This window comes from Acidovorax sp. GW821-FHT11A03, from assembly GCF_058809075.1.
Genome location: NZ_JBXASG010000009.1, coordinates 33954 through 48540, shown reverse-complemented (window position 1 = coordinate 48540; position 14587 = coordinate 33954). Strand labels below are relative to the sequence as shown.

Annotated in this window: 22 protein-coding genes; 19 read left to right on the top strand and 3 right to left on the bottom strand. The window is 64.5% G+C overall.

Annotation, left to right across the window (positions count from 1 at the left end; all coding sequences use genetic code 11):
- The first annotated feature begins 219 nt into the window (after nt 1-219).
- The 13 genes from tuf (at nt 220) to AC1RVY_RS21475 (ending at nt 7481) form a co-directional block, all read left to right on the top strand.
- The gene (tuf, locus tag AC1RVY_RS21535; RefSeq protein WP_056642984.1) at nt 220-1410 is read left to right on the top strand and encodes an elongation factor Tu; all 1191 of its coding nucleotides are present in this window, start codon (nt 220-222) and stop codon (nt 1408-1410) included.
- A gap of 26 nt (nt 1411-1436) precedes the next feature.
- On the top strand, nt 1437-1748 hold the full coding sequence (rpsJ, locus tag AC1RVY_RS21530; protein ID WP_005796953.1) for a 30S ribosomal protein S10: 312 nt from the start codon (nt 1437-1439) through the stop codon (nt 1746-1748).
- Nucleotides 1749-1973: 225 nt separating this feature from the next.
- Complete coding sequence (rplC, locus tag AC1RVY_RS21525; protein WP_218298005.1) at nt 1974-2648, top strand: 50S ribosomal protein L3; 675 nt, start codon at nt 1974-1976, stop codon at nt 2646-2648.
- A complete protein-coding gene (rplD, locus tag AC1RVY_RS21520; RefSeq protein WP_008906425.1) occupies nt 2648-3268 on the top strand; it encodes a 50S ribosomal protein L4 in 621 nt (206 codons plus the stop codon). The genes rplC and rplD overlap by 1 nt, the downstream gene beginning before the upstream one ends.
- Nucleotides 3265-3579 carry a 50S ribosomal protein L23 gene (gene rplW / locus AC1RVY_RS21515; protein ID WP_007847815.1) on the top strand — a complete coding sequence of 105 codons (315 nt, stop codon included), beginning with the start codon at nt 3265-3267 and terminating at the stop codon, nt 3577-3579. The genes rplD and rplW overlap by 4 nt, the downstream gene beginning before the upstream one ends.
- 2 nt (nt 3580-3581) lie before the next feature.
- Nucleotides 3582-4406, top strand: a complete 825-nt coding sequence (rplB, locus tag AC1RVY_RS21510; RefSeq protein ID WP_010467175.1) for a 50S ribosomal protein L2 — start codon at nt 3582-3584, stop codon at nt 4404-4406.
- Nucleotides 4407-4416: 10 nt separating this feature from the next.
- On the top strand, nt 4417-4692 hold the full coding sequence (gene rpsS / locus AC1RVY_RS21505; protein WP_010467177.1) for a 30S ribosomal protein S19: 276 nt from the start codon (nt 4417-4419) through the stop codon (nt 4690-4692).
- Nucleotides 4693-4701: 9 nt separating this feature from the next.
- Nucleotides 4702-5034 carry a 50S ribosomal protein L22 gene (gene rplV / locus AC1RVY_RS21500; RefSeq protein WP_007847806.1) on the top strand — a complete coding sequence of 111 codons (333 nt, stop codon included), beginning with the start codon at nt 4702-4704 and terminating at the stop codon, nt 5032-5034.
- A gap of 15 nt (nt 5035-5049) precedes the next feature.
- Nucleotides 5050-5931, top strand: coding sequence for a 30S ribosomal protein S3 (rpsC, locus tag AC1RVY_RS21495; RefSeq protein WP_142149114.1), 882 nt, complete (start codon nt 5050-5052; stop codon nt 5929-5931).
- 2 nt (nt 5932-5933) lie between these two features.
- Nucleotides 5934-6350, top strand: coding sequence for a 50S ribosomal protein L16 (gene rplP, locus AC1RVY_RS21490; RefSeq protein ID WP_218298006.1), 417 nt, complete (start codon nt 5934-5936; stop codon nt 6348-6350).
- Between the two features lie 16 nt (nt 6351-6366).
- Nucleotides 6367-6561: a 50S ribosomal protein L29 gene (gene rpmC, locus AC1RVY_RS21485; protein WP_008906429.1), complete on the top strand. Its 195-nt coding sequence runs from the start codon at nt 6367-6369 to the stop codon at nt 6559-6561.
- Between the two features lie 9 nt (nt 6562-6570).
- On the top strand, nt 6571-6840 hold the full coding sequence (gene rpsQ, locus AC1RVY_RS21480; RefSeq protein ID WP_218298007.1) for a 30S ribosomal protein S17: 270 nt from the start codon (nt 6571-6573) through the stop codon (nt 6838-6840).
- Between the two features lie 134 nt (nt 6841-6974).
- The gene (locus AC1RVY_RS21475; RefSeq protein ID WP_218298008.1) at nt 6975-7481 is read left to right on the top strand and encodes a peroxiredoxin; all 507 of its coding nucleotides are present in this window, start codon (nt 6975-6977) and stop codon (nt 7479-7481) included.
- Nucleotides 7482-7548: 67 nt separating this feature from the next.
- Here AC1RVY_RS21475 and AC1RVY_RS21470 read toward each other — a convergent pair whose 3' ends face one another.
- Nucleotides 7549-8040, bottom strand: a complete 492-nt coding sequence (locus tag AC1RVY_RS21470; protein ID WP_218298009.1) for a GNAT family N-acetyltransferase — start codon at nt 8038-8040, stop codon at nt 7549-7551.
- A 49-nt stretch (nt 8041-8089) separates the two neighbouring features.
- Nucleotides 8090-8773, bottom strand: a complete 684-nt coding sequence (locus AC1RVY_RS21465; RefSeq protein ID WP_492244708.1) for a cytochrome b/b6 domain-containing protein — start codon at nt 8771-8773, stop codon at nt 8090-8092.
- A gap of 168 nt (nt 8774-8941) precedes the next feature.
- Here AC1RVY_RS21465 and AC1RVY_RS21460 point away from each other — a divergent pair, with 168 nt between their 5' ends.
- Nucleotides 8942-9397: a c-type cytochrome gene (locus AC1RVY_RS21460; RefSeq protein WP_218298011.1), complete on the top strand. Its 456-nt coding sequence runs from the start codon at nt 8942-8944 to the stop codon at nt 9395-9397.
- A gap of 236 nt (nt 9398-9633) precedes the next feature.
- Here AC1RVY_RS21460 and AC1RVY_RS21455 read toward each other — a convergent pair whose 3' ends face one another.
- Complete coding sequence (locus AC1RVY_RS21455; protein ID WP_218298012.1) at nt 9634-10137, bottom strand: TlpA disulfide reductase family protein; 504 nt, start codon at nt 10135-10137, stop codon at nt 9634-9636.
- 160 nt (nt 10138-10297) lie between these two features.
- Between AC1RVY_RS21455 and AC1RVY_RS21450 the strand changes: the two genes are divergently transcribed.
- Genes AC1RVY_RS21450 through ptsP form a run of 5 tightly spaced genes read left to right on the top strand, consistent with a single transcriptional unit; the run spans nt 10298 to nt 14561 of the window.
- The gene (locus AC1RVY_RS21450; protein WP_492808081.1) at nt 10298-10852 is read left to right on the top strand and encodes a hypothetical protein; all 555 of its coding nucleotides are present in this window, start codon (nt 10298-10300) and stop codon (nt 10850-10852) included.
- Nucleotides 10849-12120 carry an MFS transporter gene (locus tag AC1RVY_RS21445; protein ID WP_218341846.1) on the top strand — a complete coding sequence of 424 codons (1272 nt, stop codon included), beginning with the start codon at nt 10849-10851 and terminating at the stop codon, nt 12118-12120. Before AC1RVY_RS21450 ends, AC1RVY_RS21445 begins: the two co-directional genes overlap by 4 nt.
- A complete protein-coding gene (locus AC1RVY_RS21440) occupies nt 12117-12569 on the top strand; it encodes a PTS sugar transporter subunit IIA (protein WP_218298015.1) in 453 nt (150 codons plus the stop codon). Before AC1RVY_RS21445 ends, AC1RVY_RS21440 begins: the two co-directional genes overlap by 4 nt.
- Nucleotides 12538-12807: an HPr family phosphocarrier protein gene (locus AC1RVY_RS21435; RefSeq protein WP_218298016.1), complete on the top strand. Its 270-nt coding sequence runs from the start codon at nt 12538-12540 to the stop codon at nt 12805-12807. Before AC1RVY_RS21440 ends, AC1RVY_RS21435 begins: the two co-directional genes overlap by 32 nt.
- On the top strand, nt 12804-14561 hold the full coding sequence (ptsP, locus tag AC1RVY_RS21430) for a phosphoenolpyruvate--protein phosphotransferase (protein WP_218298017.1): 1758 nt from the start codon (nt 12804-12806) through the stop codon (nt 14559-14561). The genes AC1RVY_RS21435 and ptsP overlap by 4 nt, the downstream gene beginning before the upstream one ends.
- Nucleotides 14562-14587 lie beyond the last annotated feature (26 nt).

The following is a 14587-nucleotide window of genomic DNA, read 5'->3' as shown; positions in this document are numbered from 1 at the left end:
CGCGTCGAGTGAAAGGTCTGCCCTGGGCAGCCTTTCCTCTTTTTTTTGAGTCAAATTGGCTGCTGGCGCTTGTCTATAAAGCGCTAGCAGCTATTAAAACAGTAGCAAAATTCTTGCAATCTGCGACCCGGTGCCGTCCTGTTGCCCTGTGCGGGACGAACCAGCAATCGGGTGCAGACGTTAAACCCCAACACAGGCATTGCTCTTTGGAGATTCAAAATGGCAAAAGGTAAATTCGAACGGACCAAGCCTCACGTCAACGTGGGCACGATCGGCCACGTGGACCATGGCAAGACGACGCTGACGGCGGCCATCGCCACCGTGCTGTCCGCCAAGTTCGGCGGCGAAGCCAAGGCATACGACCAGATCGATGCGGCGCCCGAAGAAAAGGCCCGCGGCATCACGATCAACACCGCGCACGTGGAATACGAAACGGCCAACCGCCACTACGCCCACGTGGACTGCCCCGGCCACGCCGACTATGTGAAGAACATGATCACCGGCGCTGCCCAGATGGACGGCGCCATCCTGGTGTGCTCGGCCGCTGACGGCCCCATGCCCCAGACCCGTGAACACATCCTGCTGGCCCGCCAGGTGGGCGTGCCTTACATCATCGTGTTCCTGAACAAGTGCGACATGGTGGACGACGAAGAACTGCTGGAACTCGTCGAAATGGAAGTGCGCGAACTCCTGGACAAGTACGACTTCCCAGGCGACGACACCCCCATCATCCGTGGCTCGGCCAAGCTCGCCCTGGAAGGCGACAAGGGCAAGCTGGGTGAAGAAGCCATCATGAAGCTGGCCGAAGCGCTGGACACCTACATCCCCACGCCAGAGCGCGCTGTGGACGGTGCCTTCCTGATGCCCGTGGAAGACGTGTTCTCCATCTCCGGCCGCGGCACCGTGGTGACCGGTCGCGTCGAGCGCGGCATCATCAAGGTCGGCGAAGAAATCGAAATCGTCGGTATCCGCGACACGCAAAAGACCATCTGCACCGGCGTGGAAATGTTCCGCAAGCTGCTGGACCAAGGCCAGGCTGGCGACAACGTTGGCCTGCTGCTGCGCGGCACCAAGCGCGAAGACGTGGAGCGCGGCCAAGTGCTGTGCAAGCCCGGCTCGATCAAGCCCCACACCCACTTCACCGCTGAAGTGTATGTGCTGAGCAAGGACGAAGGCGGCCGCCACACGCCGTTCTTCAACAACTACCGCCCACAGTTCTACTTCCGCACGACCGACGTGACCGGCGCCATCGAGCTGCCGGCCGACAAGGAAATGGTCATGCCTGGCGACAACGTGTCGATCACCGTCAAGCTGATCAACCCCATCGCCATGGAAGAAGGCCTGCGCTTCGCCATCCGCGAAGGCGGCCGTACGGTCGGCGCTGGCGTCGTGGCCAAGATCATTGCTTAATTCATAAGCAGAACAAGGAACTTGCCATGTCCAAGCAAAAAATCCGCATCCGCCTGAAGGCGTTTGACTACAAGCTGATCGACCAGTCCGCTGCCGAGATCGTTGACACCGCCAAGCGCACCGGCGCCATCGTCAAGGGCCCCGTGCCCCTGCCGACGCGCATGAAGCGTTTCGACATCCTGCGCTCGCCGCACGTCAACAAGACCAGCCGCGACCAGCTCGAAATCCGCACGCACCAGCGCCTGATGGACATCGTGGATCCTACGGACAAGACCGTGGACGCCCTGATGAAGCTCGACCTGCCCGCGGGCGTGGACGTCGAAATCAAGCTGCAGTAATGGCTTTTGCGGGGTGGGTTCGCCCACCCCGCAAGGTCCGAAATAACGCGAACTTGCTTGCGAAAGCAGTTCGCGTTATACTTTAGGGCTTCGCTCGATTTGCGCCTTTGAAAAGGTGCCGGCCGTGCGGAGTTTTATTAACCTTCTTTCATGCACGCAGGCGAGAGCTTGCGGAAACGCCGTAGCCAATTGAAGTTGCGGCGGTGAGAGTTTTGGAGAAAACCAATGAGTCTGAGCAACTCCCTCGGGTTGCTGGGTCGCAAAGTGGGCATGATGCGTCTGTTCACCGATGATGGGGACGCAGTGCCTGTCACGGTGGTGGATGTGTCCAACAACCGCGTTACCCAGATCAAAACCCAAGAGAACGATGGCTACGTGGCCCTGCAGGTCACGTTCGGTTCGCGCAAAGCATCGCGCGTGACCAAGCCAGAAGCCGGCCACCTTGCCAAGGCAGGTGTGGAAGCCGGTGAAATCATCCAGGAATTCCGCGTGACCGCCGATACCGCAGCCCAGTACCAAGCTGGCGCCTCGGTGGCTGTGACGTCCGTGTTCTCCGTGGGTCAGAAGGTCGACGTGCAAGGCACCTCGATCGGTAAAGGCTACGCCGGTACCATCAAGCGCCACAACATGAGCTCGCAGCGCGCGTCGCACGGTAACAGCCGTTCGCACAACGTGCCTGGCTCGATCGGTATGGCACAAGACCCAGGTCGTGTGTTCCCCGGCAAGCGCATGACGGGCCACCTCGGCGATGTCACCAAGACCACGCAAAACCTCGATGTGATCCGCATCGACGAAGCGCGTCAACTGCTCTTGATCAAGGGCGCTATTCCGGGCTCCAAGGGTGGGTTCGTGACGGTGCGTCCAGCGGTCAAGGCCAAAGCCTCCAAAGGAGCGAACTAATGCAGCTCGAACTCCTGAATGACCAAGGCCAGGGCGCATCCAAGCTGGATGTTCCTGAAACCGTGTTCGGTCGTGAATACAACGAAGATCTGGTGCACCAGATCGTGGTGGCCTATCAGGCCAACGCACGCCAAGGCACTCGCGCCCAGAAGGACCGCGAGCAAGTCCGTCACTCGACCAAGAAGCCTTTCAAGCAAAAGGGTACGGGTAACGCACGTGCAGGTATGACCTCGTCGCCACTGTGGCGCGGGGGCGGTCGGATTTTCCCGAACATGCCTGACGAAAACTTCACGCAGAAGATCAACAAGAAGATGTACCGCGCCGGTATGTCTGCCATCTTGTCGCAGCTGGCCCGCGAAGGCCGTCTGGCTGTGGTCGACTCCCTGAAGCTTGATTCGCCCAAGACCAAGGTCCTGGCCGACAAGTTCAAGGCGATGAACCTGCAATCGGTGATGGTGATCGCCGATGAAGTGGACGAAAACCTGTACCTGGCTTCGCGCAATCTGGTGAACGTGCTCGTCGTCGAGCCCCGTTACGCAGATCCCGTGTCGCTGGTCCGTTTCAAGAAAGTGCTCGTCACCAAGGGTGCAATCGACAAACTCAAGGAGATGTTCGCATGAGCACACTCAAGTTTGACGAAGGTCGTCTGATGCAAGTGCTGGTCGCTCCCATCGTGTCCGAAAAGGCCACCATGGTTGCCGAGAAGTCCAATGCTGTGACGTTCAAGGTGCTGCAGAACGCTACCAAGCCAGAAATCAAGGCCGCTGTGGAATTGATGTTCAAGGTCGAGGTCAAGGGCGTTTCTGTGGTGAACACCAAAGGCAAGACCAAGCGCTTCGGCAAGACCGTCGGCCGCCGCGACAACGTTCGCAAGGCATACGTCACGCTGCAGCCAGGTCAAGAGCTGAACCTCTCCGGGGAGGCCGCGTAATCATGGCTGTCATCAAGATGAAACCCACTTCGCCCGGCCAACGTGCCGTGGTGAAGGTCACGCGTGACCACCTGTACAAGGGTGAAGCGTACGCCCCCCTGCTGGAACCACAATTCCAGAAGGCCGGCCGTAACAACAACGGTCACATCACCACCCGCCACAAGGGCGGTGGTCACAAGCACCACTACCGCGTGGTGGACTTCAAGCGCAACAAGGACGGCATTCCGGCCAAGGTTGAGCGCATCGAGTACGACCCCAACCGTACGGCCCACATCGCTCTGGTGTGCTATGCCGACGGCGAGCGCCGCTACATCATCGCTCCCCGCAACCTGGAAGTGGGCGCAACCCTGCTGTCCGGTTCGGAAGCCCCGATCCGCGCTGGCAACACGCTGCCGATCCGCAACATCCCCGTGGGTTCGACCATCCACTGCATCGAGCTCAAGCCCGGTGCCGGTGCGCAGATCGCCCGCTCGGCAGGTGCCTCGGCAACGCTGCTGGCCCGCGAAGGCGTTTACGCCCAGGTGCGCATGCGCTCGGGTGAAGTTCGCAAGATCCACATCGAATGCCGCGCCACCATTGGCGAAGTGGCCAACGAAGAACACAGCCTGCGCCAACTGGGCAAGGCCGGTGTGAAGCGCTGGATGGGTATTCGTCCCACGGTTCGCGGCGTGGCCATGAACCCGGTGGATCACCCTCACGGTGGTGGCGAAGGCCGCACCGGCGAAGGCCGCCATGCAGTCGATCCTTGGGGCAATCTGACCAAGGGTTATCGCACCCGTAACAACAAGCGCACACAGATCATGATCGTGTCGCGTCGCAAGAAGTAAGGGGTAACAGATGACTCGCTCTCTTAAAAAGGGTCCATTTGTTGACCATCACTTGCTGGCCAAGGTCGAAAAGGCCGTTGCCACCAAGGACAAGAAACCAGTCAAGACCTGGTCGCGTCGCTCCATGGTTCTGCCCGAGTTCATCGGTCTGACCATTGCCGTGCACAACGGCAAGCAGCACGTACCTGTCTATGTCACCGACCAGATGGTGGGCCACAAGCTGGGCGAATTCGCCCTGACGCGCACCTTCAAGGGTCACCCCGCTGACAAAAAAGCGAAGAAGTAAGGAACGACCATGTCTGAAACACGTGCAGTCCTCCGGGGCGTCCGTCTGTCGGTCGACAAGGGCCGTCTGGTCGCCGATCTGATCCGCGGCAAGAAGGTGGACCAGGCTCTGAACATCCTGAACTTCACGCAGAAAAAAGCTGCGGGAATCGTCAAGAAGGTTCTGGAGTCGGCCATCGCCAACGCCGAACACAACGATGGCGCCGACATCGACGAACTGAAGGTCAAGACCATCTACGTCGAACAAGGCACCACGCTCAAGCGCTTCACCGCGCGCGCCAAAGGCCGCGGCAATCGCATCAGCAAGCCCACGTGCCATGTGTACGTGACGGTTGGCAACTAAAGGCTCGGGAAGACTATGGGACAGAAAATCCATCCTACCGGCTTCCGCCTTGCGGTCAGCCGCAACTGGTCCAGCCGTTGGTACGCCAGCAACCGCGATTTCGCGGGCATGCTGGCCGAAGACATCAAGGTGCGTGAGTACCTGAAGGCCAAGTTGAAGAACGCCGCCGTGTCGCGCATCCTGATCGAGCGTCCTGCCAAGAACGCCCGCATCACCATTTACTCGGCTCGTCCTGGTGTGGTGATCGGCAAGAAGGGTGAAGACATCGAGAACCTCAAGAAGGAACTCGCTGCTCGCCTGGGCGTGCCTGTTGCAGTGAACATCGAAGAAGTGCGCAAGCCTGAAATCGATGCCAAGCTGATTGCCGACAGCATCACGCAGCAGCTCGAAAAGCGGATCATGTTCCGCCGCGCCATGAAGCGCGCCATGCAGAACGCCATGCGTCTGGGTGCCCAGGGCATCAAGATCATGTCGTCCGGCCGTCTGAACGGTATCGAAATCGCTCGCTGCGAGTGGTACCGCGAAGGCCGCGTGCCACTTCACACGCTGCGTGCGGACATCGACTACGGTACCTCTGAAGCCAAGACCACCTACGGTGTGATCGGCGTCAAGGTCTGGGTCTACAAGGGTGACACGCTGGGCCGCAATGACCTGCCCGCCGTGGAAACGCCTCGTCCAGACGAAGAGCGCCGCCCACGCGGTCCACGCCGTGATGGCCGCCCAGGTGGCGACCGTCCAGGCGCAGGCCGTGGCCCACGTCGTCCTGTCGGTGGCAACACCGCTCCGGCCGACGGCAGCGACAAGCCAGCGGAAGCTGGTGGCGCTGATAACACCGCCGTTAAGCGCGTACGCAAAGTCGCCGCGCCCGCTACAGCAGCGGACGGTAAAGGAGAATAACTATGCTGCAACCTGCTCGCCGCAAATACCGCAAGGAGCAAAAGGGCCGTAACACTGGTGTCGCAACGCGGGGTTCCTCCGTTGCGTTCGGTGATTTCGGTCTGAAGTGCACCGACCGTGGCCGTCTGACGGCCCGTCAGATCGAGGCTGCACGCCGTGCAATCTCCCGTCACGTCAAGCGTGGCGGCCGTATCTGGATCCGCGTGTTCCCGGACAAGCCAATCTCTACCAAGCCCGCAGAAGTGCGTATGGGTAACGGTAAGGGCAACCCCGAGTACTACGTGGCCGAAATCCAGCCCGGCAAGATCGTTTTCGAGATCGTCGGTGTGCCCGAAGAACTGGCCCGTGAAGCGTTCCGCCTGGCTGCCGCCAAGCTGCCGCTGCGCACCACGTTCGTCAGCCGCCTGATCGGCGCGTAATTCAGGAGAACAAGCAATGAAGACTACTGAACTGCGCCAAAAAGACGTCGCCGGCATCGAAGCCGAAATCAAGGCGCTGCAAAAGGCCCATTTCGGCCTGCGCATGCAAAAGGCCACGCAGCAACTGGGTAACACCAACACGCTGCGCACCACCCGCCGCGATATCGCCCGTGCCAAGACCATTCTTGCTGAAAAGCAAGCCGCCAAGTAAGGAGCCCACATGACGGAACCTAAAAAATCCCTCAAGCGCACCTTGGTTGGCAAGGTGGTCAGCGACAAGCGTCAAAAGACCGTGACCGTGCTGGTCGAGCGCCGTGTGAAGCACGAGCTCTACGGCAAGATCGTTGCGAAGTCGAGCAAGTACCACGCCCATGACGAAAAGGGCGAGTACAAGCTGGGCGACGTGATCGAAATCACCGAGAGCCGTCCGCTCTCCAAGACCAAGAACTGGGTTGCCACCCGCTTGGTGCAAAAGGCCGGCCTGCTCTAAGCCCTCCCGGCTTCCAGGCAGCACAGCCCCTCAAAACGACCCACAATGTGGGTCGTTTTGTTTTGTGGGCCGCGTTTTTTTGCAGGCCTGCAGGCGAATGTGTTCAATACCCCCAGCAACCCAAGGAGAGATCAATGATCAAAATCGGTGACACCCTGCCAGCCAGCACCCTGATGGAATACTCGGAAGTCGAGGGCGAAGGCTGCTCCATCGGCCCGAATCCCGTGCCGGTGGACAAGGCCACGGCAGGCAAGACGATTGCCCTGTTCGCGCTGCCTGGCGCCTTCACGCCCACCTGCTCGGCCAAGCATGTGCCTGGCTACGTGGAAAAGGCAGCCGAATTCAAGGCCGCCGGCGTGGACGAGATCTGGTGCGTGAGCGTGAACGATGCCTTCGTGATGGGCGCCTGGGCGCGCGACCAGAAGACCGACGGCAAGGTGCGCATGCTGGGCGACGGCGATGCCACCTTCGCCAAGGCGACCGGCCTGACGCTGGACCTGAACGGCAAGGGCCTGGGCCTGCGCAGCAACCGCTATTCGATGCTGGTGCGCGATGGCAAGGTGGTCACGCTCAACGTGGAGGCCCCTGGCAAGTTCGAGGTGAGCGACGCCGACACCCTGCTGGCCCAGGCCAGGGCGTGATGCCCTGATTTGCTATTCAATTGGTAGCTTCTGGCGCTTGTGAACCAGGCGCCAGAGCCCAAAAACCTCAGAAGATATCGACCTTGAGGTAGTGGGCCCCCGCAATGGGGTTGTGGTAGTAGGGCGGAATCTCCTCGAAGCCCAGGTCGGTGTACAGCGCGCGCGCCGACTCCATGTCGTCAAGGGTATCGAGCAGCACACAGGCATAGCCTGCCTGCCGCGCGAGGTCGAGCATGGCTTCGGCCAGCTCGCGGCCCAGGCCGAATCCACGGAACGCCTTGCGCACGTACAGGCGTTTCATCTCGCTCGCATTGGGGTAGTCGGCCGCATCCAGCGGCCGCAGGGCGCAGCAGCCCGCTATCGCACCCTCCACCTCGGCCAGCAGCAGGGCACCGCGCGGCGCGGCATAGTCGCCGGGCAGGTGGGCCAGCTCGCTCTCGAAGTCCTGAAAGCACAGATCGACGCCCAGGGTGTCGGCGTATTCGCGGAAGATGTCGCGGACCGCCTGAAGCTCGGCAGGCGAGGAGGGGATCCGCAGGGTGACGGCAGGCTTGTCCAAGGCACAAAGTGGTGTGAAACGACGGAAGCCGCAGTGTAGCCAGTTCGGTTCAGAACCCGGGCGCCGCCGCCAGTGTCGACACCCACCAGGCCAGCCCGAAGCTCAGTCCCAGCACCACCAGCGCGACCACCCGGGTGGCCAGATCGTCGCGCGATGCAGGCGCGGGCGCCGCCAGCAGCTTGTCGCCGTGCAGCATGGGCTTGACCAGGCGCTGCTTGCGCACCAGCACGTAGAACACGATGGCCAGCAGGTGCAAGGCCACCAGCGCCAGCACCAGGTACTGCCCGATTTCCTTGTGGTAGCCCGTGGCCTGGCCCACCACCGCATTGGGCACGAACCGGGTGAGCGGGCCGGCAAAGGCGATCTCGTCATCGCTGAGCAGGCCGGTTGCCACCTGCGCGGCCAGCACGGCCAGCAGCGCGAACACGGACAGCGCCCCCAGGGGGCTGTGGCCGATGCTGTCCTCGGCGTGCGCCGCGCCGCGCACATAGCGCAGCACCCGGGCGGGGGAGTACAGGAAGCTCGCGAAACGCGACCAGCGCCCGCCGATCAGTCCCCAGACGGCGCGGAACACCAGCAGCGCCAGCACCACGTGGCCCAGCCGGAAATGCCACTCCATGGCGTTGCCGCCCACCTTGGCCGTGACCACCAGGGCCACGACGCAGGCGGCCAGGGTCCAGTGGAAGATGCGGGTGGGAAGGTCCCAGATGCGTACGGTGTGCTGCTGCGTCATGGTGGCGGTGGGCTGGGTGTTGAGGAGGAGGAGAATGGCCGCATTGTGAAGGAGGCGGGGTAAACCCGGAAGGAGGGCGCCGCTGCGAAACCCGTGGTAAACCGGCATACTCCCTGCGGGTCAAAAGGTTTTTGCATTTACCCCCCCACGAAAAAAGGAAATACCCCCATGAAAGCACTTGCCGCGTTCGCCCTTGCCGCTGCCACGCTGACCGTGTCGGCACCGGCCTCCGCCCAGTTCGCCAAGGCCGAGGACGCCATCAAATACCGCCAGAGCGCACTCTTCGTGATGGGCCAGCACTTTGGCCGGCTCGGTGCCATGGCCAACGGGCGCATTCCGTTCGATGCCAAGGCGGCGCAGGAGAACGCGGATGTGGTGGCCCACATGGCCAAGCTGCCCTGGGCGGGCTTCGGGGCGGGCACGGACAAGGGCGCTCCCACCAAGGCGCTGCCCGAGATCTGGACCGAGCAGGCCAAGTTCAAGGAACACTCCGAGAAGCTCGAGGCCGAATCCGTCAAGCTGGCCGCCGCGGCCAAGACCGGCAGCCTGGACAACCTGAAGACGGCCTTTGGCGCTGCTGCGGGCACCTGCAAGGCCTGCCACGACAACTACCGCGCCAAATAAAGTGCGTCGCCCTGAGCGGCGTTGCCGCTTCTCCCGTCTCTCTGCGCGCTGCGCGCTCCGGGAGGGGGGACGACACCAGCGCGGCGGGACAGCCCTTGTGCGGCGTCCGCTGGCCGGGGCCGCGCGCGCTCAATGCGCATGCTATTAAAGTGGTAGCTGTTTGCGCTGAATCCATAAACGACAAAGGCCGATTTCGCATGAAATCGGCCTTTTGCCTTTGAAGGTGCCGTAGCGGCTCAGGTCTCGGCCAGCAGCTTTTCGATGAGCTGGTGCAGCTCGGGGAAGTTGGGTGCGCCCACGTAGGTCTTCACGATCTCGCCGCGCTTGTTCACGATGAAGGTCGAGGGCGTGAGCCGCACATCGCCCCAGGCCTGGGCTACCTTGCCGGTGTTGTCGATGGCGACCTGGAAGGGCAGCTTGCGGGTTTCGGCAAAGTTCACCACGTAGCTGGGCGGGTCGTAGCTCATGGCCACGGCCAGGGTGTCGAAGCCCTTGGCGTGGTACTTGTTGTAGGTCGCCACGATCTCGGGCATCTCGGCCACGCAGGTGGTGCAGCTCGTGGCCCAGAAATTCACCAGCGTGACCTTGCCGCGCAGATCGGCGGTGGACTTGCTGGAGCCGTCCAGCAGCACGAAGTTCGACTCCGGCGCCACGGAGCGGCCCGTATCCAGGTACACATAGGCGCCCACGGCCGCGAACGCCGCCACCGCCACACCTGCTGCCCAATGCTTGATCGCCATGACTTCCTATCCATCCAGAACTGTGGGCCGGGCCCGCGCCGAAACCCGGCCGCGGCCGGTGCCCCGATTGTCGCAGCTTGGGTGGAGTCGTGTGCTGCGCAAAAGTTCGCGCAAAACGGCGCACGCGGCCCGCGCTGCGTGCTGTGCCGATAATCGGCCAATGAACCGAACACCAACCCGCGCGGCCGCCTTGCCGCCCATGCTCCTGCTGGCGTGGCTGGCAGGCTGCAGCCCCGCGCTGAACTGGCGCAGCGTGCCGCTGCCCGAGGCGGCCATCACCATCACACTGCCCTGCAAGCCCGACCGGGCCGTGCGCCCGGTGGAGCTAGCGGGCTCGCCCGTCGAGCTGGCCATGGCGGGCTGCGATGCGGATGGCGCGACCTTTGCGGTGTCGCATGCCGCGCTGGCCGACCCCGCGCAGGTGGGCACGGCGCTCACGCACTGGCGGGCGGCCGCGATCGCCAACCTGGGCAGCGGCGCGGCCGCCCGCGCGGTCGACACGCCGTACGCGCCGCCGGGCGTGCTGCCCCTGCCCCAGTCGGTGCGCACCGTGGTCCAGGGCCAGCGCCCGGATGGCAGCGCCGTCACGGCCCAGGCCGTGTGGTTCGCGCGCGCCGTGGGCCCGCAGGTGCGGCTGTACCACGCGGTGGTCTACACCCCCAAGCCCCGCCCCGAGGTGGCCGACCAGTTCTTTGCCGGGATCACGCTCCAATGACGGCCCCCGGCGTGCTGCCGCGGCGGGCCGCGGTGATTGTCTTCCTGGCATTTGCCTTCGCGTATTTCCTGTCGGCCCTGGTGCGGGCGGTGACGGCCACCCTGGCGCCCACGCTGTCGCAGGAGTTCTCGCTGCACGCCAGCGACCTGGGGCTGCTGGCCGGGGGGTACTTCCTGGGGTTCGCGGCCACGCAGCTGCCGCTGGGCACCTGGCTGGACCGGCACGGGCCCAAGAAGGTCGCCCTCGGCTTCCTGGGCGTGGCCGTGGTGGGCAGCCTGGTGTTCTCGGTGGCGACGGGGTTCTCGGGCCTGCTGGCCGGCCGCGTGCTGTGCGGCGCCGGCGTCAGTGCCTGCCTGATGGCGCCCCTCACCGGCTACCGGCGCTGGTTCGAGCCCACCCTGCAGATGCGGGCGAACTCGTGGATGCTGATGACCGGCTCGCTGGGCATGGTGGCGTCCACGCTGCCGGTGCAATGGGCGCTGCCGCTGGTGGGATGGCGGCCTCTGTTCTGGGTCCTGGCCGCGCTGATCGCGGTATCGATGGTGGTGATTGCCGTCTGGGTGCCGGCCTGGGGCGCCACCACCCCGCGGGCAGACGGACCGGTGTCTCCTGCCGGGGCCACCGAGGGCGCGGAACACGGCTACGCCATGGTGTGGCGCCATCCCTACTTCCAGCGCCTGGCGCCCCTGGGGTTCTTCGTGTACGGCGGCATGGTGGCCATGCAGACCCTGTGGGCCGGGCCCTGGATGCAGCGCGTGGCGGGCTATACGCCGCTGGAGGCCGCCACGGGCCTCTTCTGGATCAATGTCTCCATGCTGTGCACGTTCTGGACCTGGGGCATGCTCAACCCCTGGCTGCTGCGAAAAGGGCTGGGGGCCGACCGCCTGATGGCGGCGGGCCTCCCGCTGTGCCTGGTAGTGCTGCTGGGCACCATCGTGGCGGGGCCCCGGGCCGGGGGCGGGGCGTGGGCGCTGTTCTGCATGTCGTGCACGTTCGTATCGCTGTCGCAGCCCGCGGTGGCCATGGCGTTCCCGCAGGCGCTCGCGGGGCGGGCCTTGTCGGCCTACAACCTCGTGATTTTTGCGGGGGTGTTCGTGGTGCAGTGGGGCATCGGCCTGGCGGTGGACGCCTTCGCCGCCGCGGGCCTGTCCGCGGTGCAGTCCTTCCAGGCCGCGATGGCGGTGTACCTCGCGTGCAACGCGGGCGCCTACGCGTGGTTCCTGCTGCGGGGGCGGCGCCATAATGTGCTGCAAACCACCGCGCCATGAGCACCACCAGCATCCTCATCATCGCCCACGCCCCGCTGGCCCATGCGCTGCGCGAATGCGCGCTGCATGTGTTCCCCGACTGCGGGGGCAGCGTGTCCGCGCTCGACGTGCAGCCCAACCAGCCGCCCGAGGAGTCGCTGGCGCAGGCCCGCATCATGCTCGATCAACTGGGCGCGGATTCGACGCTGGTGCTCACCGACGTGTTCGGCGCCACGCCCTGCAACATTGCGCAGCGCCTCATCGGCAACGTGCGCTCGCGCCTGGTGACGGGCGCCAACCTGCCCATGCTGCTGCGGGCCGTGAGCTACCGCCACGAGCCCCTTGATTCGGTGGTCACCCGCGCCGTGGTGGGTGGCACCCAGGGCGTCATGCAGGTGGCCATCTCCGCACCGCAGAACCAGAATACCCGCAACCGACATGATCAAGACCCGTACGACCATCAACAATAAACTGGGCCTGCATGCCCGCGCGTCGGCCAAGCTCACCAAGCTGGCCGGCAGCTTTCCCTGCGATGTCTTCATGAGCCGTGGCGACCGGCGCATCAACGCCAAGAGCATCATGGGCGTGATGATGCTGGCCGCCGGCATGGGCACCGAGGTGGAGATCGAAACCAGCGGCGAGCGCGAACAGGAGGCCATGGACGGGCTCCTGGCCCTGATTGCCGACAAGTTTGGCGAGGGTGAATGACCTTCTCCGTCCACGGTCTCGCAGTCGCCCGCGGCATCGCCATCGGCCGTGCGGTGCTGGTGGCGTCCAGCCGGGTGGACGTGGCGCACTATTTCGTCAAGCCCGAGCAGATCGAGGGCGAGATCGAGCGGGTGCGCAACGGGCGCAATGCCGTGGTCGAGGAACTGCAGCGCCTGCAGGTGGAGATGCCCGCCGATGCGCCGCATGAACTGACCGCGCTGCTCGACGTGCACCTGATGCTGCTGCAGGACGAGGCCCTCACGGGCGGGGTCAAGCACTGGATCACCGAGCGCCTGTACAACGCCGAGTGGGCGCTCACCACGCAGCTCGAAGTCATCGCGCGCCAGTTCGACGAGATGGAGGACGAATACCTGCGCGAGCGCAAGGCCGACCTGGAACAGGTGGTCGAGCGCATCCTGCGCTACATGAAGGGCGTGGCCAGCCCCGTGGCGCCCCCCGCCAGCAGCCCGCGCCGCAAGACCCAGCAGGACCTGCTGCTCGACGACACGGTGGACGTGCCCCTGGTGCTGGTCGCGCACGACCTCTCGCCCGCCGACATGCTGCAGTTCAAGCAGAGCGTGTTCGCGGGCTTCGTGACCGACGTGGGCGGCAAGACCAGCCACACCGCCATCGTGGCGCGCAGCATGGACATTCCGGCCGTGGTGGGCGCGCGCGCGGCCAGCCAACTGGTGCGCCAGGACGACTGGGTCATCATCGACGGCGATGCGGGCGTGGTCATCGTGGACCCGTCGCCCATCATCCTGGCCGAGTATGGCTTTCGCCAGCGCCAGGTGGAGCTGGAACGCGAGCGCCTGGCCCGGCTGCGCCACACCCCGGCCATCACGCTCGACGGCCACAAGATCGAGCTTCTGGCCAACATCGAGCAACCGGGCGACGCCGCCGCCGCCGTGCGCGCCGGCGCCGTGGGCGTGGGCCTGTTCCGCAGCGAGTTCCTGTTCATGGGCAAGAGCGGCAACCTGCCCGGCGAGGACGAGCAGTACCGCGCCTACTGCGAAGCCATCGACGGCATGCAGGGCCTGCCCGTCACCATCCGCACCATCGACGTGGGCGCCGACAAGCCGCTGGACCACAAGAGCCACAAGGACAGCTACCTGAACCCGGCCCTGGGCCTGCGCGCCATCCGCTGGAGCCTGGCCGACCCGGCCATGTTCCGCACCCAGCTGCGCGCCGTGCTGCGCGCGGCGGCGCATGGCAAGGTCAACCTGCTGTTCCCGATGCTGGCGCACACGCACGAGATCCAGCAGACCATCGCGCAGGTGGACCTGGCCCGCGCCGAGCTGGATGCGCGCGGCGTGCCCTACGGCCCGGTGCAGCTGGGCGCGATGATCGAGGTGCCCGCGGCGGCGCTCATGGTGCGCACCTTCCTGCGGTATTTCGATTTCCTCTCCATCGGCACCAACGACCTGATCCAGTACACGCTGGCCATCGACCGCGCGGACGAGGCGGTGGCGCACCTGTACGACCCGCTGCACCCCGCCGTGCTGCGCCTGGTGGGCGATGTGATCGCCGAGGGCGAACGCCAGGGCAAGAGCGTCTGCGTGTGTGGCGAAACGGCCGGCGACGTGACCATGACGCGCCTGCTGCTGGGCCTGGGCCTGCGCAGCTTTTCCATGCACCCCGCGCAGATCCTGGCCATCAAGCAGGAGGTGCTGCGCGCCGACACGCGCAAGCTCGCGCCGTGGGCGCGCCAGGTGCTGGAGGGGGACGAACCCGCGGCCGCGCTGGCGCCGTAGGGTGGTGCTGAAATGCTCCTTAATCG

Excerpts from the sequence above, each read along its gene's own strand:
- tuf (WP_056642984.1), top strand. The coding sequence starts at position 220 with ATGGCAAAAGGTAAATTCGAACGGACCAAGCCTCACGTCAACGTGGGC.
- rpsJ (WP_005796953.1), top strand. The coding sequence starts at position 1,437 with ATGTCCAAGCAAAAAATCCGCATCCGCCTGAAGGCGTTTGACTACAAG.
- rplC (WP_218298005.1), top strand. The coding sequence starts at position 1,974 with ATGAGTCTGAGCAACTCCCTCGGGTTGCTGGGTCGCAAAGTGGGCATG.
- rplD (WP_008906425.1), top strand. The coding sequence starts at position 2,648 with ATGCAGCTCGAACTCCTGAATGACCAAGGCCAGGGCGCATCCAAGCTG.
- rplW (WP_007847815.1), top strand. The coding sequence starts at position 3,265 with ATGAGCACACTCAAGTTTGACGAAGGTCGTCTGATGCAAGTGCTGGTC.
- rplB (WP_010467175.1), top strand. The coding sequence starts at position 3,582 with ATGGCTGTCATCAAGATGAAACCCACTTCGCCCGGCCAACGTGCCGTG.
- rpsS (WP_010467177.1), top strand. The coding sequence starts at position 4,417 with ATGACTCGCTCTCTTAAAAAGGGTCCATTTGTTGACCATCACTTGCTG.
- rplV (WP_007847806.1), top strand. The coding sequence starts at position 4,702 with ATGTCTGAAACACGTGCAGTCCTCCGGGGCGTCCGTCTGTCGGTCGAC.
- rpsC (WP_142149114.1), top strand. The coding sequence starts at position 5,050 with ATGGGACAGAAAATCCATCCTACCGGCTTCCGCCTTGCGGTCAGCCGC.
- rplP (WP_218298006.1), top strand. The coding sequence starts at position 5,934 with ATGCTGCAACCTGCTCGCCGCAAATACCGCAAGGAGCAAAAGGGCCGT.
- rpmC (WP_008906429.1), top strand. The coding sequence starts at position 6,367 with ATGAAGACTACTGAACTGCGCCAAAAAGACGTCGCCGGCATCGAAGCC.
- rpsQ (WP_218298007.1), top strand. The coding sequence starts at position 6,571 with ATGACGGAACCTAAAAAATCCCTCAAGCGCACCTTGGTTGGCAAGGTG.
- AC1RVY_RS21475 (WP_218298008.1), top strand. The coding sequence starts at position 6,975 with ATGATCAAAATCGGTGACACCCTGCCAGCCAGCACCCTGATGGAATAC.
- AC1RVY_RS21465 (WP_492244708.1), bottom strand. The coding sequence starts at position 8,773 with ATGACGCAGCAGCACACCGTACGCATCTGGGACCTTCCCACCCGCATC.
- AC1RVY_RS21460 (WP_218298011.1), top strand. The coding sequence starts at position 8,942 with ATGAAAGCACTTGCCGCGTTCGCCCTTGCCGCTGCCACGCTGACCGTG.
- AC1RVY_RS21455 (WP_218298012.1), bottom strand. The coding sequence starts at position 10,137 with ATGGCGATCAAGCATTGGGCAGCAGGTGTGGCGGTGGCGGCGTTCGCG.
- AC1RVY_RS21450 (WP_492808081.1), top strand. The coding sequence starts at position 10,298 with ATGAACCGAACACCAACCCGCGCGGCCGCCTTGCCGCCCATGCTCCTG.
- AC1RVY_RS21445 (WP_218341846.1), top strand. The coding sequence starts at position 10,849 with ATGACGGCCCCCGGCGTGCTGCCGCGGCGGGCCGCGGTGATTGTCTTC.
- AC1RVY_RS21440 (WP_218298015.1), top strand. The coding sequence starts at position 12,117 with ATGAGCACCACCAGCATCCTCATCATCGCCCACGCCCCGCTGGCCCAT.
- AC1RVY_RS21435 (WP_218298016.1), top strand. The coding sequence starts at position 12,538 with ATGATCAAGACCCGTACGACCATCAACAATAAACTGGGCCTGCATGCC.
- ptsP (WP_218298017.1), top strand. The coding sequence starts at position 12,804 with ATGACCTTCTCCGTCCACGGTCTCGCAGTCGCCCGCGGCATCGCCATC.